Origin of the sequence: Gordonia cholesterolivorans (assembly GCF_039531975.1) — a bacterium.
Classification (GTDB): Bacteria; Actinomycetota; Actinomycetes; order Mycobacteriales; family Mycobacteriaceae; genus Gordonia; species Gordonia sihwensis.
The window spans coordinates 39,721-60,956 of sequence record NZ_BAAARB010000013.1; the positions used below are offsets into that span (position 1 = coordinate 39,721).

The 21,236-nt window shown below is 68.1% G+C and carries 21 protein-coding genes; 12 read left to right on the forward strand and 9 right to left on the reverse strand.

The features are described from left to right. Nucleotides 1–4 precede the first annotated feature (4 nt). On the reverse strand, nt 5–901 hold the full coding sequence (locus tag ABFX36_RS12655; protein ID WP_346076622.1) for an SDR family oxidoreductase: 897 nt from the start codon (nt 899–901) through the stop codon (nt 5–7). A 52-nt stretch (nt 902–953) separates the two neighbouring features. Beyond that, the gene (locus ABFX36_RS12660; RefSeq protein WP_006894200.1) at nt 954–1,733 is read right to left on the reverse strand and encodes an SDR family oxidoreductase; all 780 of its coding nucleotides are present in this window, start codon (nt 1,731–1,733) and stop codon (nt 954–956) included. 79 nt (nt 1,734–1,812) lie between these two features. On the opposite strand from ABFX36_RS12660, the gene echA20 reads away from it, so the two are divergent. The 4 genes from echA20 to ABFX36_RS12680 are packed head-to-tail and all read left to right on the forward strand — an operon-like array spanning nt 1,813 to nt 5,341. Then, a complete protein-coding gene (gene echA20 / locus ABFX36_RS12665) occupies nt 1,813–2,574 on the forward strand; it encodes a (7aS)-7a-methyl-1,5-dioxo-2,3,5,6,7,7a-hexahydro-1H-indene-carboxyl-CoA hydrolase (protein WP_006894199.1) in 762 nt (253 codons plus the stop codon). A gap of 6 nt (nt 2,575–2,580) precedes the next feature. Beyond that, complete coding sequence (locus ABFX36_RS12670) at nt 2,581–3,477, forward strand: CoA transferase subunit A (protein WP_006894198.1); 897 nt, start codon at nt 2,581–2,583, stop codon at nt 3,475–3,477. Next, nucleotides 3,474–4,241: a CoA-transferase subunit beta gene (locus ABFX36_RS12675; RefSeq protein ID WP_346076626.1), complete on the forward strand. Its 768-nt coding sequence runs from the start codon at nt 3,474–3,476 to the stop codon at nt 4,239–4,241. The genes ABFX36_RS12670 and ABFX36_RS12675 overlap by 4 nt, the downstream gene beginning before the upstream one ends. Next, nucleotides 4,238–5,341 (forward strand): NAD(P)H-dependent flavin oxidoreductase, encoded by a 1,104-nt coding sequence (locus ABFX36_RS12680; protein WP_346076628.1) that lies wholly within the window; start codon nt 4,238–4,240, stop codon nt 5,339–5,341. Before ABFX36_RS12675 ends, ABFX36_RS12680 begins: the two co-directional genes overlap by 4 nt. A 77-nt stretch (nt 5,342–5,418) precedes the next feature. On the opposite strand, the gene ABFX36_RS12685 is transcribed toward ABFX36_RS12680, so the two are convergent. The 5 genes from ABFX36_RS12685 to ABFX36_RS12705 form a co-directional block, all read right to left on the reverse strand. Then, nucleotides 5,419–6,108, reverse strand: a complete 690-nt coding sequence (locus ABFX36_RS12685) for a hypothetical protein (RefSeq protein WP_006894195.1) — start codon at nt 6,106–6,108, stop codon at nt 5,419–5,421. 203 nt (nt 6,109–6,311) lie between these two features. Further along, entirely contained in the window at nt 6,312–8,633 is a 2,322-nt protein-coding gene (gene metE / locus ABFX36_RS12690; protein WP_346076630.1) for a 5-methyltetrahydropteroyltriglutamate--homocysteine S-methyltransferase, read from the reverse strand. 9 nt (nt 8,634–8,642) lie between these two features. Then, entirely contained in the window at nt 8,643–9,524 is an 882-nt protein-coding gene (locus ABFX36_RS12695; protein WP_006894193.1) for a 3-hydroxybutyryl-CoA dehydrogenase, read from the reverse strand. 158 nt (nt 9,525–9,682) lie between these two features. Then, nucleotides 9,683–10,975 carry an isocitrate lyase gene (gene aceA / locus ABFX36_RS12700; protein ID WP_006894192.1) on the reverse strand — a complete coding sequence of 431 codons (1,293 nt, stop codon included), beginning with the start codon at nt 10,973–10,975 and terminating at the stop codon, nt 9,683–9,685. A gap of 363 nt (nt 10,976–11,338) precedes the next feature. Continuing rightward, nucleotides 11,339–12,112 carry a hypothetical protein gene (locus tag ABFX36_RS12705; RefSeq protein ID WP_052692381.1) on the reverse strand — a complete coding sequence of 258 codons (774 nt, stop codon included), beginning with the start codon at nt 12,110–12,112 and terminating at the stop codon, nt 11,339–11,341. 77 nt (nt 12,113–12,189) lie between these two features. Here ABFX36_RS12705 and ramB point away from each other — a divergent pair, with 77 nt between their 5' ends. From ramB to ABFX36_RS12735, 6 genes are all read left to right on the forward strand, one after another. Beyond that, on the forward strand, nt 12,190–13,599 hold the full coding sequence (gene ramB, locus ABFX36_RS12710) for an acetate metabolism transcriptional regulator RamB (RefSeq protein WP_082083902.1): 1,410 nt from the start codon (nt 12,190–12,192) through the stop codon (nt 13,597–13,599). 27 nt (nt 13,600–13,626) lie between these two features. Further along, nucleotides 13,627–14,178 (forward strand): carboxymuconolactone decarboxylase family protein, encoded by a 552-nt coding sequence (locus ABFX36_RS12715; protein WP_222110947.1) that lies wholly within the window; start codon nt 13,627–13,629, stop codon nt 14,176–14,178. After that, the gene (locus ABFX36_RS12720) at nt 14,175–14,819 is read left to right on the forward strand and encodes a class I SAM-dependent methyltransferase (RefSeq protein WP_006894188.1); all 645 of its coding nucleotides are present in this window, start codon (nt 14,175–14,177) and stop codon (nt 14,817–14,819) included. Before ABFX36_RS12715 ends, ABFX36_RS12720 begins: the two co-directional genes overlap by 4 nt. A 73-nt stretch (nt 14,820–14,892) precedes the next feature. Beyond that, entirely contained in the window at nt 14,893–15,705 is an 813-nt protein-coding gene (locus tag ABFX36_RS12725; RefSeq protein WP_222110946.1) for a class I SAM-dependent methyltransferase, read from the forward strand. Then, nucleotides 15,692–16,051, forward strand: a complete 360-nt coding sequence (locus tag ABFX36_RS12730) for a cupin domain-containing protein (RefSeq protein WP_222110945.1) — start codon at nt 15,692–15,694, stop codon at nt 16,049–16,051. Before ABFX36_RS12725 ends, ABFX36_RS12730 begins: the two co-directional genes overlap by 14 nt. A gap of 18 nt (nt 16,052–16,069) precedes the next feature. Continuing rightward, nucleotides 16,070–16,723, forward strand: coding sequence for a helix-turn-helix domain-containing protein (locus tag ABFX36_RS12735; protein WP_006894185.1), 654 nt, complete (start codon nt 16,070–16,072; stop codon nt 16,721–16,723). A 30-nt stretch (nt 16,724–16,753) separates the two neighbouring features. Here ABFX36_RS12735 and ABFX36_RS12740 read toward each other — a convergent pair whose 3' ends face one another. Next, nucleotides 16,754–17,629 carry a DNA-3-methyladenine glycosylase family protein gene (locus ABFX36_RS12740; protein WP_006894184.1) on the reverse strand — a complete coding sequence of 292 codons (876 nt, stop codon included), beginning with the start codon at nt 17,627–17,629 and terminating at the stop codon, nt 16,754–16,756. 91 nt (nt 17,630–17,720) lie between these two features. Further along, nucleotides 17,721–19,106, reverse strand: a complete 1,386-nt coding sequence (gene lpdA, locus ABFX36_RS12745; RefSeq protein ID WP_222110944.1) for a dihydrolipoyl dehydrogenase — start codon at nt 19,104–19,106, stop codon at nt 17,721–17,723. A 114-nt stretch (nt 19,107–19,220) separates the two neighbouring features. Between lpdA and ABFX36_RS12750 the strand changes: the two genes are divergently transcribed. Then, nucleotides 19,221–19,802, forward strand: coding sequence for a TetR/AcrR family transcriptional regulator (locus ABFX36_RS12750; RefSeq protein ID WP_222110943.1), 582 nt, complete (start codon nt 19,221–19,223; stop codon nt 19,800–19,802). Beyond that, nucleotides 19,799–21,067, forward strand: coding sequence for an NADH:flavin oxidoreductase (locus ABFX36_RS12755; RefSeq protein WP_006894179.1), 1,269 nt, complete (start codon nt 19,799–19,801; stop codon nt 21,065–21,067). Before ABFX36_RS12750 ends, ABFX36_RS12755 begins: the two co-directional genes overlap by 4 nt. Nucleotides 21,068–21,236 lie beyond the last annotated feature (169 nt).

Below are 21,236 nucleotides of genomic sequence, written 5' to 3' on the forward strand. Positions count from 1 at the left end.
CCTCTCAGCGGGCGCCGTATGCCTTGACTTGGACCGGTGAAGCGTCGATCAGCTCGGCGACCACCGGAGTCAGCTCCGCGACCTCCCAGCGCGCGCCCTTGTCGCGCGAGGCCGCACGCTGCCAGCCGTCGAGCACCGTGACGCGGCCGCCCTCGACCTCGAAGAGCCGCCCGGTGACGGAGGCCGACGCCGGCGAGCCCAGCCACACCACCAGCGGCGAGATGTTCGCGGGATCCATCGCGTCGAAGGAGCCGTCCTCCGGCGCCGCCATCTGCGCGGCCATCGCCTCGCCCGCACCCATCGTCATCTGAGTGCGTGCGGCCGGGGCGATGCCGTTGACGGTGACCCCGTATCCGCCGAGTTCGGCGGCCGCTTGAATCGTCAGTTCGGCGATGGCGGCCTTGGCGGCGGCGTAGTTGCCCTGCCCCACCGAGCCGAAGATGCCGGCTCCCGAGCTGGTGTTGATGATCCGGGCCTGCACGCGTTCACCGGCTTTGGCCTGGGCGCGCCAGTGCGCTCCGGCATGACGCAGCATCACGAAGTGCCCCTTGAGGTGCACGCGGACCACCGAATCCCACTCGTCCTCACTCAGCGAGAGCAGCATCCGGTCCCGCAGGAATCCCGCGTTGTTGACCAGCGCGTCGAGACGGCCGAAGGCATCGATCGCAGTCGCGACGATCGCGGCGCCGGTGTCCCAGTCGGCGACGTCGCCCACCGCCGCGACGGCGTCGCCGCCGGCCGCCCTGATCTCGTCGACGACGGCCGCGGCCGATTCCGCCGCGTAGTCGTTGACCACCACCTTGGCGCCGTCGGCGGCGAAAGCGTGCGCGTGCGCGCGCCCGATCCCCTGGCCGGCACCGGTGACGATGACGACGCGGCCCTCATTGGTCTTGTTGCTCAATGCTCTTCACTCTCTCTCGGAAGTCTGCGGCGGTACCCGACCGTCGCGGTTCTCAGGCGTCGTTGCCGGCGTTCGCGGCGGACAGGAAGGCCGGCTTCTCGCCGCCGCCGTGGACGGTGACGGTGGAACCGGTGATGTACTGCGACAGCGGCGACAGCAGAAAAGCCACCGCATTGCCGATGTCGGCGGGCCGGGCCATGCGGCCCATCGGGATGGTGGCGCCGACGGCGGCCACCCCCGCCTCGTCGCCGAAGTGCAGATGCGCCAGCTCGGTCTGCACCGGGCCGCAGACCACCGAGTTGACCCGCACCGACGGCGCCCATTCGACGGCGAGCGTCTCGGTGAGATTGTCCAGACCGGCCTTCGCCGCACCGTAGGCGGCGGTGCCCGGGGACGGCCGGTGCCCGCTGACGCTCGACACGTTGACGATGGCGCCGCCGCCGTCCTGGGTCGACATCACTCGGTGCGCGGCGCGCGCGACGATCAGCGGCGCGACGAGATTGAGTTCGACGATCTTCCGGGAGAAGTTGTCGGAGGCATCCGCGGCCGGCGCGAACGGCGAGCCGCCCGCGTTGTTCACCACGCCGTCGAGCCTGCCGTGCGCGGCGACGATCTGCTCGATCATCGAGGCCACCGCATCACCGTCGCGGACGTCGCAGGGATAGAACTCGCGGTCGTCGTCGCCCGGGCGTCGAGCGCAGACGACGGGCGTGGCGCCGAGGTCGTCGAGCACTTGCGCGATTCCCGCGCCCACCCCGCGGACACCGCCGGTGATCAGGACGATTCTCCCTGCCAGCCCCAGATTCACCGGGCCGTGCACTGCTTCGGTCATGGTGCTACTGTAACAAACAACCAAGCATTTGCTTGGGTAGCTCGTCAGAGCCCCACCCAGCCCAGACAAAGGAGTCGGTGTGCCGATCACCACCGCCCGCGCCGAATCCGGCATCGTCACCGTGACGGTCGACTTTCCGCCGGTCAACGCGCTGCCCAGCGCCGCATGGTTCGAACTCGCCGACGCGATCAGTGCCGCGGGCGCCGATCCGGAGACCTCAGTGGTCATCCTGCGAGCAGAGGGACGCGGCTTCAATGCGGGCGTCGACATCAAGGAGATGCAGCAGACCACCGGTTTCGGTGCCCTGATCGACGCCAACCGCGGGTGCGCCGCGGCCTTCTCCGCCGTGTACGACTGCGAGGTCCCGGTGATCGTCGCGGTCAACGGTTTCTGCGTGGGCGGCGGCATCGGCCTGGTCGGCAACGCCGACGTGATCGTCGCCTCCGACGACGCCGTCTTCGGCCTGCCGGAGGTCGATCGCGGTGCGCTCGGCGCGGCCACGCATCTGGCACGCCTGGTGCCGCAGCACCTGATGCGGACGCTGTACTACACCGCGCAGAACGTGACCGCGCAGCAGCTGGTGCAGTTCGGCTCCTGCTACAAGGCCGTCCCGCGAGAGGAACTGCTGGAGACCGCGCTCGAGGTCGCCCGTCTGATCGACGCCAAGGACACGCGTGTCATCCGGGCGGCCAAGGCGGCGATCAACGGTATCGATCCGGTGGACGTCAAGACCAGCTATCTGCTCGAGCAGCGTTACACGTACGAACTGAATCTGGCCGGAGTGGCCGACGAGCACCGCGACGCGTTCGTCGAGACCGGTAAGACACTGAAGGGGAACTGACACCGAATGGCCACCAAGACTGACAAGACGTCGAGCCTCGACGACGTGGTCGCCGAACTGCGCGACGGCATGACGATCGGCATCGGCGGCTGGGGCTCCCGGCGCAAGCCGATGGCGCTGGTCCGCGCCATCGCCCGCTCGGATGTGAAGGATCTGACCGTGGTGACCTACGGCGGCGCCGACCTCGGGCTGCTGTGCGCGGCGGGCAAGGTGAAACGCGCGTACTACGGCTTCGTCTCCCTCGACGCCGCACCGTTCTACGATCCCTGGTTCGCCAAGGCGCGTCTGTCCGGCGCCATCGAGGCCCGCGAGATGGACGAGGGCATGGTCAAGTGCGGCCTGGAGGCCGCCGCCGCACGCCTGCCCTTCCTGCCCATCCGCGCCGGACTCGGCTCCGCCGTCCCCGATTTCTGGGAAGGCGAGCTCAAAACCGTCGAATCCCCGTATCCGGATGCCGACGGACGCACCCAGACTCTCATCGCGATGCCCGCGCTCGAGCTCGACGCGGCATTCGTCCACCTCGACATCGCCGATCCTCACGGGAACGCCGCCTACACCGGAGTCGATCCGTACTTCGACGATCTGTACCTGGCCGCGGCGCGGCGCCGCTATCTGGAAGCCGACCAGGTGGTCCCCACCGAGGAACTGGTGGACTCCGTCGCCCGCGAACGTCTTCTGATCAACCGGATGAACGTCGACCGCGTGGTCCACACCCCGAACGGCGCACACTTCACCTTCGCGGGCGGATACGGCCGCGACAACGCGTTCCTGAAGCACTACGCGACCTCTGCGGCAGACGACGAGAGCTGGTCGGCGTTCAAGACCCGCTTCCTCGACGTCGACGAGGCCGGATACCAGACCGAGGTCGCCAAGTGGCAGGCCGAGCAGGAGGAAGCCAAGTGAGCAGTCCCGAGACCACCGCTGTCATCACCCGCGCCGAGTACTGCGTCGCGGCGTGTGCCGACATCTTCACCGGCGCGGGCGAGATCATGGCGTCGCCGATGGCCACCACTCCGCTGATCGGCGCCCGGCTGGCGCGACTGACCACCGAACCCGATCTGCTCATCACCGACGGCGAAGCGCTCATCCTGGCCGACACACCCGCGGTGGGCCGGTCGGGTCCGGTGGAAGGGTGGATGCCCTTCCGCAAGGTGTTCGACGTGGTCGCCTCCGGCCGGCGGCACGTGGTGATGGGCGCCAACCAGATCGACCGCTACGGAAACCAGAACCTCTCGGCGTTCGGTCCGCTGCAGCAGCCGACTCGCCAGATGTTCGGCGTGCGCGGCGCTCCCGGCAACACCATCAACCACCCGACCAGCTACTGGGTCGGGAACCATACGGCTCGGGTGTTCCCGGAGCGGGTCGACATCGTCTCCGGCGTCGGCTTCGACAAGGTGGACGAGCGCAATCCCGCCTTCGACGATCTGAACATCCACCGAGTGGTCACCAACCTCGGCGTTTTCGACTTCCGCGGACCCGGCCACACCATGCGGGCCCTGTCGCTGCATCCGGGCGTGACGCCGGAGGCGGTCGCCGACGCCACCGGCTTCCCGGTGGCCGACCTCGAATCGGCCCCGGCCACCGCGGACCCGACCGACGAACAGTTGCGGCTCATCCGCGAGGTCCTCGACCCCAAGAATCTCCGTGACCGCGAGGTCCGGTCGTGACCGCGCCTCACAACAGACCGGCGCCCGCGGCTCCGCTGCCGACTCGCTTCACCGAACTGGTCGGCATCGACTATCCGATCGTGCAGACCGGCATGGGCTGGGTCTCCGGACCGTCACTGACGGCCGCCACCGCCGAAGCCGGCGGACTGGGCATCCTCGCATCGGCGACGATGACCTACGACGAACTCGAGTTCGCGATCAAGAAGACCAAGTCGCTGACCGACAAGCCCTTCGGGGTCAACCTGCGCGCGGACGCGACCGATGCGGCCGAGCGCGTGGATCTGATGATCCGCGAAGGCGTGAAGGTCGCCTCGTTCGCGCTGGCTCCGAAGAAGGAGCTGATCGCGAAGCTGAAAGACAACGGCCTGGTGGTGGTGCCGTCGATCGGCGCCGCCAAGCACGCGGTGAAGGTCGCGTCATGGGGCGCCGACGCCGTCATCGTGCAGGGCGGCGAGGGCGGCGGCCACACCGGCGGCGTGGCGACCACGCTGCTGCTGCCGTCGGTGATCGACGCCCTCGGCGGCGGCGACGGGACGACGTCGATCCCGGTGATCGCCGCCGGCGGCTTCTTCGACGGTCGCGGTCTGGTGGCCGCACTCGCCTACGGCGCCGAAGGCATAGCGATGGGCACCCGGTTCCTCCTGACCAGTGACTCCGCCGTCCCGGACAGCGTCAAGCGCGAATACCTCAAACGGGGACTGAACGACACGGTGGTGTCGCTCAAGGTGGACGGCATGCCGCACCGCGTGCTGCGGACCGAGCTCGTCAACGCCCTCGAAAGCGGTTCCCGCGCGAAGGCGCTGCTGGCCGCGGCGCGCAACGCCAACGAGTTCAAGCAGCTCACCGGTATGAAGTGGACCACCATGCTGCGCGACGGTGCATCGATGAAGAAGTCGGGCGAGCGGACCTGGCAGCAGATCATCATGGCAGGCAACACCCCGATGCTGCTCAAGGCCGGATTGGTCGACGGCAACACCGACGCCGGCGTGCTCGCGTCCGGCCAGGTGGTCGGCATGATCGACGATCTGCCGTCCTGCGCGGAACTGATCACCTCGATCATGACGCAAGCGCACGCGCGCCTGGCCGCGCTTCCCCGCTGAGCGTCTCCCACGCTCCGCAGACAACGAATCGGCCCCGGCACTCTCTCGAGTGTCGGGGCCGTTTCGGCGGACCGGAACTACTTCTCGGTCGGCGCAGCCTTCTTGGCGGGCGCGGCCTTCTTGGCCGGGGTGGCCTTCTTGGCCGGAGCCGGCTTGCGCGCGGCAGCGGTGCTCACCTTCTTGGCGGCGGCATCGGCGTCGGCCTTGGCCTTGGTGCCGGCCTTCTCGATGTCCGCCGCGGTCTCCTGCAGCTTCTCGGAGACCTCGTCGGCGGCGACAGCCGCATCCTCGACGCGGTCGGCGGCGCGGCCGGCGAGTGCGGCAGCGCGCTCGCCCACGGCACGGGTCTGGGTCGAGACGGCGCCCAGGGCGTCCTCGGTCAGGTCGACGGCGTCGTTGTAGACCTTCTCGACGCGAGCCAGGTTCTCCTCGACGTACGGGGTCTGGCGAAGACGCTCCACGGCGCTCTCGCCGCGCTCGGCGAGCGAGTTGTACAGGCCGGTGGTGGCCTCGATGTAGGGCTCGGCGACCTTGCGCAGTTCGTCAGCGGTCAGCTTGGCGCGCAGTTCCTCGATCGACGGGAACTCGGTCGGCAGATCGGTGATCCGGCTACGGGTCTCGTCCAGGCGGCTCTGGGTGCGCTCGCGCGAGGCCTGGGCGCGGTTCTTCAGCTCGGCGAGGGCGTCCTTGACTTCCTGGACGGCGACGTCGCCGGCGCCGACGACGGCGTAGACCGGGGTGGGCAGAGTACGTTCGGCGGTGCTCATGGCAACTCCTTGCTTGCTTTAACTTGCACCACCAGTGTGCGTCAATGTGCTAGCAAATGCTAGCGCTAGGAGCGTGTGAGTGGTCGATGTCACTGCTACTGAAAGTACTTCCGCCTGCAATAAACGTCGTGTTCACCGTGGTTTCTTGCGCAACTACCACTCGTCCGCCCCAGCGCAACCCTTTAGCTCGCTGCTAGCAGAATCTACGCCTTAGGCGCTTTGTCAGCGTCCATCCGACGCCGCAGCCTGCGTGCTGCAGCAACCATGTTGCGGAGTGCCGGTTCCAGTTGCCAGTAGTGCCGCGTCTTCAATCCGCCGTCCGGGTTGGCCCAGAGCCGATCGATCGGAATCGCCGACGCGGCCCGGGTGAGACGGTCGTCGATCGTGTCGATGTCCGGGATCACCGCGCTGCGGCTCTCGTAAACCCCCGGCCCCACCCCGCGCTCGATGGCGGTGCCGTGCTCGGTCAGTTCGCTCAGCACCCAGTCGATGGACCGCGTCGCCACGATCGACGTGACGTCGGCGTCCATCGCGTTGAACGCCTCGACCACTTCGGCGATCGAGGAGTAGCCGAGGTGCGTGTGGATCTGCGTCTCGGGTTTCGCGCCGCCGACCGCCAGTTTGAACGCCGCGACCGCCCAGTCGAGATAGCCTTCGCGGCCCCGTTCGCGCAGAGGCAGCAACTCCCGGATCGACGGCTCGTCGACCTGGATGATCTTGATTCCCGCCCGCTCCAGATCCGCCACCTCGTCGCGGACGGCCAGCGCCAGTTGCTCGGCGGTCTCGTACAGCGGCTGGTCCTGCCGGACGAACGACCGTGCGAGCATCGTGACCGGGCCGGTGAGAATGCCCTTGACGGGCTTGTCGGTCAGCGACTGCGCGTAGGTGATCCATTCGATCGTCATCGGACCCCGCCGCTTCACATCGCCGTAGAGGATCGGCGGCCGGACGTATCGCGAGCCGTATACCTGGACCCAGCCCATGTGGGTGAAGGCGTAGCCCTCCATCAGTTCGGCGAAGTACTGGATCATGTCGTTGCGCTCGGGTTCACCGTGGACGAGGACGTCGAGCCCGATGTCCTCCTGCAACTCGATGACCCGCCGGATCTCCTCGCGGAGCCGCTCGGCGTACTCGTCCCAGGTGAGCCGACCCTGCCCGTAGTAGTGCCGGGCGCGTCGGATGTCCGCGGTCTGCGGAAACGACCCCAGCGTGCACGTCGGCACCGGCGGCAGCCCGAGGACTGCGGCCTGGGCCCTCCGGCGTTCGGCGTACGGAGCTCGTTCGCGCTGGTCCGGTCGGATATTGGCGACTCGTTGACGGACCTCGTGCTTGAGCTTGAAGTGGACGGTCGCCGGACGCGTGTACCAGTGTTCGGGCGCCCCCTCGGAGATCGCCTTCGCCAGCGCGATCACCTCGGCGACCTTCTGCTTGGCGAACGAGAGCCGGTCGGCCACATCGCCGGGAAGGTCGGGTTCGATGAGCTTGTCGACGGGGACGTGCATCAGGGTGCACGACGTCGACACGACGAGATCGGGGATCACCTTCTTGATCTGGAGCAGGTAGTCGAGCTTCCCGCCCTTGGCCGCCTTCCAGACGTTGCGGCCGTCGATCACCCCCGCGTACAGCCGCTTGCGGCGGAGCCCGGCGATCTCCATCAGCATGCTCGGCGTCATGGGCGCGGACACGAGATCGAGACCGATCGCCTCGATCTTGGTCGCCGCGAGAATCGGGAGAGCCGGGCCCAGATCGCCGTACTCGCCGGTGACGAGGATCCGCGGACGCAGCCCCGCGCCGCCGAGTCGGTCGTAGGCGCGGGCGAGCGCCGCGAGATCGGCGTCGGTGCGGTCGGAGGTGAAAGCGGGCTCGTCGAGCTGAACACACTTGGTGTTCTGCTTGGCCAGCTTCTCGAACAACTCGATGTACACCTCGAGCAGGTCGTCGAGCCGGTCGAGCGGACGGAACCCGTCCGGTGCGTCGGCCGCCGGCTTGCTCATCAGCAGCAGGCTGACCGGCCCCAGCATGATCGGTCGCAGTTCGATGCCCGCTTCCGCGGCGCGCGCATGCTCGTCGAGCAGGTTCTCACTGAGCCAACCCGCTCGGCCGAGCGAGAACTCGGTGTCCGGGCCGACCTCCGGCTGCCGGTAGTAGTAGTTGGTGTCGAAGTACTTGATCAGCTCCAACGGCGGGAAGTCGGGCTTGCCGCGAGCCATCGCGAAGTAGAAGTCGATCGGATCGAGCTCGGCGTGCAGCGGCTCGAAGCGACGCGGCACCATCCCGAACATCAGCGCGTTGTCGAGAACGTGGTCGTAGAACGAGAAGGTGTTGCCCGGAACCTGCTCGAGACCGGTGGCGGCGAGCTCACGCCACGTCGACTCGGCGAGCTCACGGCCGGCGGCGAGGAGCTTCCCGCGATCGCCGGAGCCGTGCCAGTAGTCCTCGAGCGCGAATTTCAGTTCGCGGCGCGCACCGATTCTCGGGTACCCGAGAATCGATGACCCGTACTCGATGCCGTCAGCGCGTGTCATGGCGCACGCCTACTTGGCCGCGCCGTCGCCGTACTGATAGAAACCGCGACCGGACTTCTTACCCAGACGCCCTGCCTCGACCATGCGCAGCAGCAGCGGCGGCGGCGAGTACAGCGGTTCCTTGAACTCCTCGTACATGCTGTCGGCGATCGCCTTGACGGTGTCGAGCCCGACGAGGTCCGTGAGCTTGAGCGGACCCATCGGATGTGCGCAGCCGAGCACCATCGCCTTGTCGATGTCCTCCACCGTGGCGAATCCGCTCTCCACCATGCGCACCGCCGACAGCAGGTACGGCACCAGCAGCGCGTTGACCACGAAGCCGGAACGGTCGGACGAGCGGACCACCTGCTTGCCGAGCACGTCGTGCGCGAAGGCCTCGGCGCGCTCGCTGACCTCGGTGGAGGTCATCAGCGTGGTCACCAGTTCGACGAGGGGCAGCACCGGGACCGGATTGAAGAAGTGCATGCCGATGACCCGGCTCGCGTTCTCGGTCGCCATGCCGAGCTTCATGATCGGGATCGACGAGGTATTGGAGGCCAGTACCGCGTTGGGGTCGGTCACCACCTTGTCGAGTTCCCGGAAGATCTGTGTCTTGACCTCCTCGTCCTCGATGATCGCCTCGACCACCAGCTGGCGGTCGGCGAAGTCTCCGAGGTCGGAGGTGAACCGCAGGCGCCACGAGGCCTGCTCGCGCTCGCGCTCGGTGAGTTTGCCGCTGCTGACGCCGCGGTCGAGGGAGCGGAGGATACGGGAGCGGCCGGCCGCGGCGAGTTCGCGCGTCGACTCGTAGACGAGGACGTCGGCGTTCGCGCGGGCACACACTTCGGCGATACCTGCACCCATCTGACCTGCGCCGATGATACCGACGCGTGAAATCTTCTCACCTGCCATTGTGAAGGCTCCTGAAGTGTTGTCTGACGTGTCGCGCCGCGCGAACGGCGAAGTACTACCTGTTTAGCAATGATCCCGGGGCAGTTGGGGTTCAATACCCCACTGCCCCGGGATCATCACGAGATCGTCAACCTTTCAAGCGAAGGTCGCGTCGGTTCCTAGTGGAACTGTCCCTCTTCGGTCGAGCCCTTCAGAGCCGCGGTCGAGGTGTTCGGGTCGACGGTGGTGGCGATCTTGTCGAAGTAGCCGGCACCGACCTCACGCTGGTGCTTGGTAGCGGTGTAACCGCGCTCCTCGGCAGCGAACTCGCGCTCCTGCAGGTCGACGTACGCCTTCATCTGCTCGCGAGCGTAGCCGTAGGCCAGATCGAACATCGAGTAGTTGAGGGCGTGGAAGCCGGCCAGCGTGATGAACTGGAACTTGAAGCCCATCGCGCCCAGCTCGTTCTGGAACTTGGCGATGGTGTCGTCGTCCAGGTGCTGCTTCCAGTTGAAGGAAGGCGAGCAGTTGTAGGCCAGGAGCTGGTCCGGGTACTCGGCCTTGACGGCCTCGGCGAACTGCTTCGCGAGGGCCAGGTCGGGCTTGCCGGTCTCCATCCAGATCAGGTCGGCGTACGGAGCGTAGGCCTTGGCGCGAGCGATGCAGGGCTCGATGCCGTTCTTGACGTTGTAGAAGCCCTCGGAGGTGCGCTCACCGGTGATGAACGGACGGTCGCGCTCGTCGACGTCCGAGGTGATCAGGGTGGCGGCCTCGGCGTCGGTGCGGGCGACGACGACGGTCGGGGTGTTGGCGACGTCGGCGGCCAGACGCGCCGAGGTCAGGGTGCGGATGTGCTGCTGGGTCGGGATCAGCACCTTGCCGCCGAGGTGGCCGCACTTCTTCTCCGAAGCCAGCTGATCCTCCCAGTGGGTGCCTGCGGCACCCGCGGCGATCATGGCCTTCTGCAGCTCGTAGACGTTGAGAGCGCCACCGAAGCCGGCCTCACCGTCGGCCACGATCGGCACGACCCAGTTGTCGACCGAGTCGTCGCCCTCGACGCGAGCGATCTCGTCGGCGCGCAGCATCGCATTGTTGATGCGGCGGACCACCGACGGCACCGAGTTGGCCGGGTACAGCGACTGGTCCGGGTAGGTGTGGCCCGAGAGGTTCGCGTCACCGGCGACCTGCCAGCCCGACAGGTAGATGGCCTTGAGGCCCGCGCGGACCTGCTGCACGGCCATGTTGCCGGTCAGTGCGCCGAGCGCGTTGATGTAGCTGTCGTCACCCTTGGTGACGCCTTCCCACAGGATCTCCGCGCCGCGGCGGGCGAGCGTGTGCTCCTCGACGACGTTGCCCTGGAGCTCAGCGACCTGCTCCGCGGTGTAATCGCGCTTGATGCCCTTCCAGCGGGGGTTGGTGTCCCAGTCCTGCTGGATCTCGGCGGCGGTACGCGGCTTTCCGACGTTGCTCATAGCCTTCGCTTTCGTTAGAACTGCTCGATCGCAGTGCTTTGAGGGTTTACGGCCCCATCCGATTCTTGCGAACCGGTTGACACCTTGAGGCGATGCCTGACATCAGGTTGCCATAGGGAAAACCTGCAGTTCAATCCCTACATGGATGCAAATAACGGGCATGTTACCGACGAGTTTTGCAAAGCTTGTAAATATTGATGTGTGAACCTCACGGGCCGAATCTCAAAAAAGTACGCGCGTACTGGGAAAACTCGTCGCGGGACGCTCGGCCGCGCGACACCGACCGCGGCACTCGGCGGCGACGGGCACCGCGGCCGAAAGTGCGGCACTTCACAGACGGCCGCGGCGCGAAACGACGGAAGATCAGCGTGCGGCACGCGTGACGGCGTCTCGAACGAGCCGCACGAACTCGTCGTCGGTCACCGGCGCCGCGACGAGCGCCGAACCCGGAACCACCGCCGCGCGCTCCTGCTCGCTGACGGCGCGTTCGTCGGTCGACAGGCCCAGCTGCAGCGTGACGGTCTCGCCGCTGGGCCGCCGGACCAGGATGTTGCCCATCAGACCCGCGCGGGCGCGGACGGCGCCGCCGGGCAGCGTGGTCACCGAATCGCTGCGCACCAGGAACGACTGCTCCACGGCCGAGTCGCGGAGCGCGGGCAGTTCCACCGTCGTGGTCACGATGTGCGCCCCGGCCAGCGTGCCCTTGCTGGGAACCGCCGTCACGACCGCGCACGGGCCCGTCGTCGCACGACGGTCCGCATCGATGTCGCGGCGGACGCTAGAGAGCAGTTCACTGAAGACTCCGGTGTCCGATCGCGCCACCAGCAGAGCCGAGTTGTCCTCGGTCAGTTGCGGATTGAACTCGGCATCAGCGGTGGGCGCGCACTCCGGCGGGGTGAAGGCCACCGTCTTCGACTGTTCCAGCGTGCTGCGATTCGACACGATCAGATCGTTGACCATCATCGGAACCGCGGTGAAGTCCGGCGGCAGCTGATCGCTGGTGAGCAGCAGGCTGGGCAACGTCGGCTCCTGCGCACTGCCGTCCCCGCATCCGGCGACGCCGATCAGACCCGCGCAGGCGGCCGCGAGTGCGGTGGTACGGGCGAGTGCGGAACGGGACAGAATGGAGCGAAGCACACCGGCACCGTACCCGGCGGAGAGCCGCGGGGATGGAGGCACATCGCGTGAGCACTGAACACCCGGCCGGCCAGAAGATGTTCGTCGGCGGGCGGATCCGCGGGCTCCGCGCCGACCGCGGACTCTCGCAGCAGGCCCTGGCGGGCATGCTGGGCATCTCCGCGTCGTACCTGAACCAGATCGAGCACGACAACCGGCCGCTGACCGGCCCGGTCCTGGCGAAGATCACCGATCTGTTCGGACTCGACATCGACTTCTTCGACCCGCAGGACGACGTCCGGCTCGTCGCCGAACTGCGGGAGGCACTGCTGGACGAGGACCTCGACTTCGATCCCGCCGCCAGCGAGGCGGGTGAGGTGGCGTCGCTGGTCGGCAGCCACCGGGCGATCGCCGAAGCACTGGTCGGGATCTACCAGCGGTACCGCGTGGTCTCCGAGCAACTCGCGGCGGCGACGGCCGGTCGCGGCGACTCCGGCACGCGCGGAACCATCAGCGCCCCGCACGAGGAGGTCCGCAACTTCTTCTACCAACGTCGCAACTACGTGCACGAACTGGACGAGGCCGCCGAGGACCTGACCTCGCGGATGCGCATGCACTCGGCCGACATCCGCGCCGGCCTGGCCTCGCGCCTCGAGGACCGGCACGGCGTGCGGATCATCCGGCGCGTGGACCTGGGCGACGACGTGCTGCACCGGTTCGACCCCGAGCGGCGCCAGCTGGAATTCTCCGCGGCGCTCTCCGCCGGCCAGCGCACCTTCAAGATCGCCGCGGAACTGGCCTACCTCGAGTTCGGCGATCTGATCGACGAACTCGTGGCCGACGGCGGGTTCACCACAGACGACGCCGTGGCCCTCGGCCGACAGGGGCTGGCCAACTACTTCGCCGCCGCCGCGATGCTGCCCTACGGGCAGTTCCACGGTGCGGCCGAGGACTTCCGCTACGACATCGAACGGCTCTCGGCCTTCTACGCCGTCTCGTACGAGACCATCTGCCATCGGCTCTCGACGCTCCAGCGGCCGAGTCTGCGCGGAGTCCCGTGGACCTTCGTCCGCGTCGACCGCGCCGGGAACATGTCCAAGAGGCAGTCGGCCACCGGCTTCAACTTCTCCTCCAGCGGCGGCACCTGCCCGCTCTGGAACGTGTACGAAGCATTCGTCTCGCCGGGCAAGATCCTGACCCAGATCACCGAGATGCCGGACGGCCGCGAGTACTTCTGGGTGTCGCGCACCGTGGAGCGGCGCGCTGCGCGGTACGGGCAGCCCGGCAAGTCGTTCGCGATCGGCATGGGCTGCGAACTGCGCCACGCCGGACGCATCGTCTACTCCGACGGCACCGAGATCGGCACCGATGCGCGAACGACGCCGATCGGCGCCGGGTGCCGGGTCTGCGACCGTCTCAACTGCCCCCAGCGCGCCTTTCCACAACTCGGTGCCAATCTGGCGATCGACGAACACCGCAGCACGGTTTCTCCGTACATGCCGGGGTGAGCCGCGGCTGGACTACCTTGGGTCGACATGAATACACCTCGCGTCGCCCCCGGCACTCTGCGCGAACTCGGCCCGGTGAACTGGCTGGTGGTCCGCGCGATGGGCCTGGCCACCGGCACCGACGACCCGCACATCTTCGCCACGCTCGGCCGCAGCCGGGGCCTGTTCCGCGGTTGGTTGCACTACTCGTCGCGCATGATGCCGTTCGGCGAACTGTCGCGCAAAGAGACCGAGATGATCATCATCCGCGTCGCCCACCTGCGCTCCTGCGACTACGAGCTCGACCACCATCGACGCCTGGGGGCACGCGCGGGGATCACCGCTGAGGCGTTCGAGCAGATCCTCGAGGGACCCGACGCCGGCTGGGGCGACCGCGAGCGAACCCTGCTGTCGGCCGTGGACGAACTCGTCGCCGAGCGCGACCTGGGCGATCAGACCTGGCAGGCGCTGCGCCGGCACCTCGACGAGCGCCGCGCCGTCGCCTTCGTCCTGCTGGTGGAGCAGTACGACGGGCTCGCGACCACCATCACCGCGCTCCGCGTCCAGCGTGACGAGTTCCGGGGAAGCGGTCGCCGATGACCTCCGTGGCGCAACGACTCATGGGCAACCCGGCGTTCTCGCAGATCTACGAGCGCCTCTGGCGGCCGGTGTTCACCAGGGGCTTCAGCCTCGGCGGATCGCAGACTCTGGACTACGACCGCGCGCTGCGCGCCTACCTGGCCAGGCCCGGCGAACGGCTCGTCCTCGACGTCGCCTGCGGCCCCGGCAACTACAGCCGGGACGCCGCCTCGGGGCTCACGGGCGACGGCCGGTACGTCGGCCTCGACTTCTCCGCGAGCATGCTCGAACAGGCGCAGCGCGATCACCGCGACGACCGCATCGCCTACGTCCGCGGCGACGCCCACCGACTGCCGGTGCCGGACGCGTCGTTCGACACCGTGATGTGCCTCGCCGCGCTCTACCTGATCCCCGACCCGCTCCCTGTGCTCGACGAGATGGCCCGCGTGGTGAAGCCGGGCGGCGAACTGATCGTCTTCACCTCCGTGCGATCGTCGATCGCCGCAGTCCCCGGCGCCGATCTCGTCGCCGGGCTGTCGGGACTGCGGATCTTCGGGCGCCGGGAGTTGCTGGACCGGTTCGACGATCTCGGGATGACACACGTGGAGCAGACCATCACCGGCGTCGGCCAATACGTTCACGCGCGGCGACCTCGCGTCTGACCCCTAGGCAAGCGAACTAGCTTAGGCTAGCCTATTTAAAGGAATTTATTCCGCTGAATAGGCAGGAGTGGTCATGTCCGATCCGCATACAGGAGAGCTCCCTCTGTCCGACCGCCGGGACGAGGATCTGCCCGGCCACTGGCTGCTCGCCAAGGTCGGCAAGCGCGTGCTGCGGCCCGGCGGCCGCGAGCTCACCGCCGCCTTGCTCGACGATGCCGCGCTCGCCGGCGCCGACGTGGTGGAACTGGCACCGGGCCTCGGCAAGACCGCGGTCGAGATCCTCGGCCGCCGGCCGCGGAGCTACCTCGGCGTGGAAGCCGATGAGCAGGCCGTCGCACTGACCGCGGCCGCGATCGGCGACCGCGGCCGAGTGGTTCACGCCGACGCCGACGACACCGGGCTCGATGCGGCGAGCGCCGACGTCGTGGTCGGCGAGGCGATGCTGACCATGCAGTCCGATCGAGGCAAATCCGCCATCATCGACGAGGCGTTCCGAGTGCTGCGTCCCGGAGGCCGATACGCCGTGCACGAGTTGTCGCTGCATCCCGACACCCTGCCGGACGACGCGAAGACCGAGATCCGCAAAGCGCTGGCACGCTCGATCAAGGTGAACGCCCGCCCGCTCACCGAGGCCGAGTGGCGCGAGGCTCTGGAGCGATCGGGGTTCGTCGTCGAGCGCGTGCGGTTCGCGCCGATGGCGCTCCTGGAACCCGCACGGATGATCGCCGACGAGGGTGTGGCCGGGACACTGAGGATCGCCTTCAACGTGGCCCGCAACCGGTCGGCGCGCAAGCGGATCCTGGGGATGCGCAAGGTGTTCGCGAAGTACCGTGACCAGATGGCCGCCATCGAAGTGATCGTGAGGAAACCCGATGTCGAGCAGTGAGACAGCGGGCAGAGAGACGGCGGCGGCGCCGTTCACCTATCTGACCGGACTGAACGCACCCAACACGGGGGACACCGGGTCGAAGCCGGCGGTGAAGCGGATCCATCGGAGCGATACCGAGACCGTCGTTCGGCTCTCCTTCCGCGAGGGACAGGAGATGCCCGACCACCTCGCCGCCCACCCGATCGTGGTGCTCGGCCAGTCGGGCGCCGTGGACTTCACGGTCGCGGGCGCCACCGTCCGGCTCGAACCCGGCACCGCGATCCGGGTCGACGCCCGGGTGACCCACTCGCTGCACGCGGTCACCGACGGTGCGGTAACACTGGTGATGATCCACGGAAGCTGACATCAGGAGGGGGTCGCCATGCCCGTGCGCCCTCGAGACCGAGCCCGCGCGCTCCTCGCCGACGCCCCGGACGGAATGGACGCGCATGAGGTGGCCGATTCGCTGGGCGTTCACGTCACGACCGCCCGGTTCCACCTGAACAACCTGGTCGACGAGGGTTCGGCCGTCACCGAGACCACCGAACCCCGCGGCGTCGGGCGGCCGCGCGTGGTCTACCGCATCGTGCCCGCCCCGTCCGCCGACGAACTCGTGCACCTGCTGCTGCGCCGCATCGGCGAGACCGAGGCCGAACGCGAACGGGTCGCCGCGGAGACCGGCCGACTCTGGGCACGCGGCCGACGTGGTGCCGACGTCGATGCGGTCGCTGTCCCCGACCCGGTGACGGTGGTCGAGGCGATGCTGACGCGGCTCGGCTTCCGGGTGACCGATGCGCTCAGCGCATTCGGCGAGCACCAGTTGTCGGTCTGCGGCTGCCCGCTGCAGAGCATCGCGTCACGTAATCCCGAGATCGCCCACGGCATCGTCCGCGGCGCGGTGGAGTTCGCACTCGAGCAGGCGTCGCCGGCACTGGGAGGCGCCTATGCCGTCGACGTCTCGCCCGATTCGGCCGGCGACTGCGAACTCGTGCTGCGGTTGTCCGGAGTTCACACCCCTGCAGTTCGCACCACCTGAAGTTCGCACCCCTGCACGCTGACTCGGATGTCAGAACGAGCGGTAGTCGCGCACCGGCATCCGCGGTCCGCGACGGGCCGGCATCCCCGCACCCAGCTCGCACAACCGGATCACCCGATAGCGTTGGCCCGCATACGGTTCCAGCAACTCCAGCATCCCGTCGTCGTCGACCCGCTCGCCGATCAATGCGAGTCCGACGACCGACGGAGTGTGATAGTCGCCCACCGGGACCGCGTCCGGGTCACCGACCGCGCGTATCCGGGTGTGCGCGGCGGTCCACGGGCCGATGCCGCGAAGGGCGGTGAGGCGGTCCGCCTTCCGCTCCACGTCGACCGTCGCGGCGGCTCTGACGGTCCGAGCGCGCACCGGTTCGAGCCCGCTCCGGTGCCAGTCCGACTCGGTGATCTCCCGCCACCTCGGGCGCGGCGGCGGCACCCTCATGTCGGCCGGGACCGGCCCGGGCGCGCGGTCGCCGTATCGGGTCAGCAGATAGCGCCAGGCCCGGTAGGCCTCGTCGCCCACCACCTTCTGTTCGAAGACCGCCGCCACCAGGGCCTCCCAGACGCGGTCGGTGCGCCCGATGCGGAGGTCGGGAACCCGTTCCGCCAGACGTGCGACCGCCCGATCGAGGGGGGTCAGCGCCGCGGGGTCGTCGTGCGCACCCAGCATCGCCGGCACGTTCTCGACGAGCCAGCCCGCGCCGGGCCCCCACGCCCGGGCGAGCACCGAACCGTCGGCGCGGCCCGCGACCGCGAGCGTGCCGGGACCGTCGGGCGTGTGGACCGCGCGCCACACGGATCCGTCGGTCGCCACCCGGTACGCCGGATCGGCCCGCCCCCGGCGGTGCAGTGAGAGCATCGCGCGCACCGGAACACGCCATCCGGGCGTCCACTCGCGCTGCAGCATGCCACCCATTGTGCGCGCGGACCGCAGACGCGAGGGCGCCGCACCGGGTGTCGGTGCGGCGCCCTCGCCGAGCGGATCTGAGCGGGTGTCGCTACAGGTTGATCATGTGACCGATCGCGCCGTGGAAGGTCTCCTGGAGAGCCTCGCTCATCGTCGGATGGGTGTGGACGTTGCGGGCCAGTTCACGAGCGGTGAGGTCCCACTTCTGCGCCAGCGTCAGTTCGGGCAGCATCTCGGAGACGTTGTCGCCGACCAGGTGGCCGCCGAGCAGTTCCTCGGTCTCGGCATCGGTGATGAGCTTCACGAAGCCGGCCGGGGCGGCCAGGCCCTGAGCCTTGCCGTTGGCGCTGAACGGGAACTTGGAGACGGTGATCCGGTAGCCCTCGGCCTCGGCCTGCTCCTCGGTGAGACCGAACGACGCGACCTGCGGCTGGCAGAACGTGGCGCGCGGCATCATCCGGTAGTCGCCCAGCGTCATCGTCTCGGCGCCGGCCATGGTCTCGGCGGCCACGACGCCCTGCGCCTCGGCCACGTGGGCCAGCTGCAGTTTGGCGGTCACGTCGCCGATCGCGTAGATGCCGGGAACGTTGGTGCGCATGTGGTCGTCGATCGCGATGGCGCCGCGGTCGGTGAGTGCGACACCGGTGTTCTCCAGGCCGTAGCCCTCCACCCGGGGAGCGAAGCCGACCGACATCAGGACCTTGTCGACGGTGATGCTTCCGTCGGCGCCCTTGGCGTCCTTGTACGTCACCGTGACGTTGTCGCCGTTGTCGTCGACGCTCTGCACACCGGTGCCGGTGAGAATCTTGACGCCGAGCTTCTTGTAGGCCTTCGCGATCTCCTTCGAGACGTCGGCGTCCTCGTTCGGCAGCACGCGCGGCATGAACTCGATGATGGTGACGTCGACGCCGTAGTTGGCGAGTACGTACCCGAACTCCATGCCGATGGCGCCGGCACCCACGATGACGATCGAGCCGGGCAGATCGCGGGTGAGGATCTGCGTCTCGTAGGTCACCACGTTGTCGCTCAGCGCGACGCCCGGGAGCAGCTTGACGGTGGAACCGGTGTCGATGATGACGTTGTCGAAGGTGATCTCCCGATCTCCGACGAGGATCGTCTCAGCGTCGCGGAAGACGCCGTATCCGTCGATCTCGGTGATGCCGTTCTTCTTCATCAAGAAGTGAACGCCCTTCACGATGCCGTCGGACACCTTGCGGCTGCGGTCGAAGGCGGCTCCGAAGTCGAAGCTCACCTCACCGCTGATACCGAAGGTCTTGGCCTCGTGATTGAAGACGTGTGCGAGTTCGGCGTTGCGCAGCAACGCCTTCGAGGGGATGCACCCGACGTTGAGACAGACACCTCCCCACCACTTCTCTTCGATGACGGCGGTCTTCATGCCCAGCTGGGCGGACCGGATCGCGGCCACGTACCCACCGGGACCGGCTCCCAGGACAACTGTTTGAAAATGTTCAGCCACGCAGTTCAGCGTACTTCTCCCCTGTGTGCCACGCAGGTGTCCGGTCACGCTCAGTCACGCATCACAATTCAATCAGTGATTGAAACGCTGATTGAAATGTGATCTGCTCAACAGATGCCCGTCGACCCGACTGCCGCCACCACACGCTCGCGCCTGTTGGACGCGGCCGAACGACTCCTCACCGCCGTGCCCTACGACGACCTGTCGGTGCGGGCGGTGTGCGGCGAGGCCGGCGCCAACCCCGCGGCCGTGCACTACCACTTCGGATCGAAGGAGTCGCTGGTCGCCGCGCTGCTCCAAGACCGCCTCGAACCGGAATGGTCCGACCAGCTCGACACACTCCAAGCGGGTCCGCGCACCGTCACCGACATCGTCGAGGCGATTCTCGACCCGCTCATCGCGTTGCAGGCCGCCCCCGAGACCGCACCCCTGGTCCGCACCCTCGCCCAATTCGTGCTCACTCATCCGCGAGCGCCGTGGGACAGCCGGTGGTTCCAGCTCGACGTGTGGACCGAACTGCTCACCGCCACCGTGCCCGGCCTGGACCCCGACGTCGCACGACGCCGCTGGCGCTTCGCGTTCGGCCTGATGATGACCGAGTTCGCCGCACCCCGGGAGATCTCCCCCGACAACGTCGCAGCCCTGTCCGACTTCCTCATCGCCGGCCTCGCCGGCCTACCGAAAGGCATTCGATGACCACCAGCCCGAATCCGAAAGATCCCGCACCGAGAGCCGGGAACGACCCGCTGAGCCCAGCTGTGCTCGGACCGCTCACGCTCCGGAACCGGATCATCAAGTGCGCGACCTTCGAGGCCATGACGCCCGACGCACTGGTGACCGACGAGCTCATCGAGTTCCACCGCGAGGTGGCCGCGGGCGGCGCGGCGATGTCGACGGTCGCCTACTGCGCGATCGCGCCTGAAGGCCGCACCGACCGCCATCAGATCTGGATGCGGCCCGAGGCGGTCCCGGGCCTGCAGCGGCTCACCTCGGCGATCCACGCCGAAGGCGCTCTGGCCGCAGCTCAACTCGGGCACGCCGGGCCGGTCGCGAACGCCGTGTCCAACAGGCTTCCGGCGCTCGGTCCGGGCCGGATCCCCGCGCCGATGGGCATGTCGCTGACCGCGAAGGTAGCGCGCGACGACATCCCCGGACTGGTGCGCAAGTTCGCCACCGCCGCGCGGCTGGCCGTCGACAGCGGGTTCGACGGCTTGGAGATCCACTGCGGCCACAACTACCTGCTCAGCGCATTCATGTCACCGCTGCTGAACCACCGGCGCGACGAATACGGCGGCTCGGCCGTGAATCGCGCCCGGTTCGCCCGCGAAGTCCTCGAAGCGGTGCGCAACGAGGTCGGCGACGAGGCCGCTGTCTGGGCCAAGCTCAACATGTTCGACGGCCTCGGCAAACCCGCCCGCGGACGCGGTGGCAGACCTTGGAGCTGCACCAATCTCGACGATGCGATCAAATACGCCGAACTGTTCGAGAGCGACGGGTTCATCGACGCCATCGAGCCCACCGCAGGGAGTTCGCTGCTGAATCCGATGTACCTGTTCCACGGCGAGCCGCCGCTGGAATCGTTCGCCGAGGCGATGGCCGGACCGGTCAAGACCGGTATGAAGCTCGGCGGCCGCCTGTTCCTGAAGCACTATCCGTACACCGACACCTACCTGCTTCCGCTCGCCCGCGAACTCCGCAGGGCGGTGTCCCTGCCGCTGATCCTGCTCGGCGGCGTGACCGATCACGCATCGATGCGGACGGCGATGGACGAGGGCTTCGACTTCGTCGCGATGGGCCGCGCGCTGCTGCGCGAGCCGGATCTGCCGCACCTCATCGAGGCGGACCCGTCCACCCGCAGCAAGTGCGTGCATTGCAACCTCTGCATGCCGACCATCTACTCCCACACCCGCTGCCCGATCCGGACCGGAGAGGTCCCCGATCCGCTGACCGCCGCAGGCTGATTCCGGCCGTCGCGCGGACCGCGGGACCACCCGCCCCGCGGTCCGCGCGGTTTCCACTGGTCCGCGAAACGTGATAGGCAGGATTAGTCCGTTCGGGTCACTGACCCGAGAGTCGATGGGCCCTACCGGCCGGGGGAAGTGGTAGTCAGATCCGCGGCGCTCCACGTCG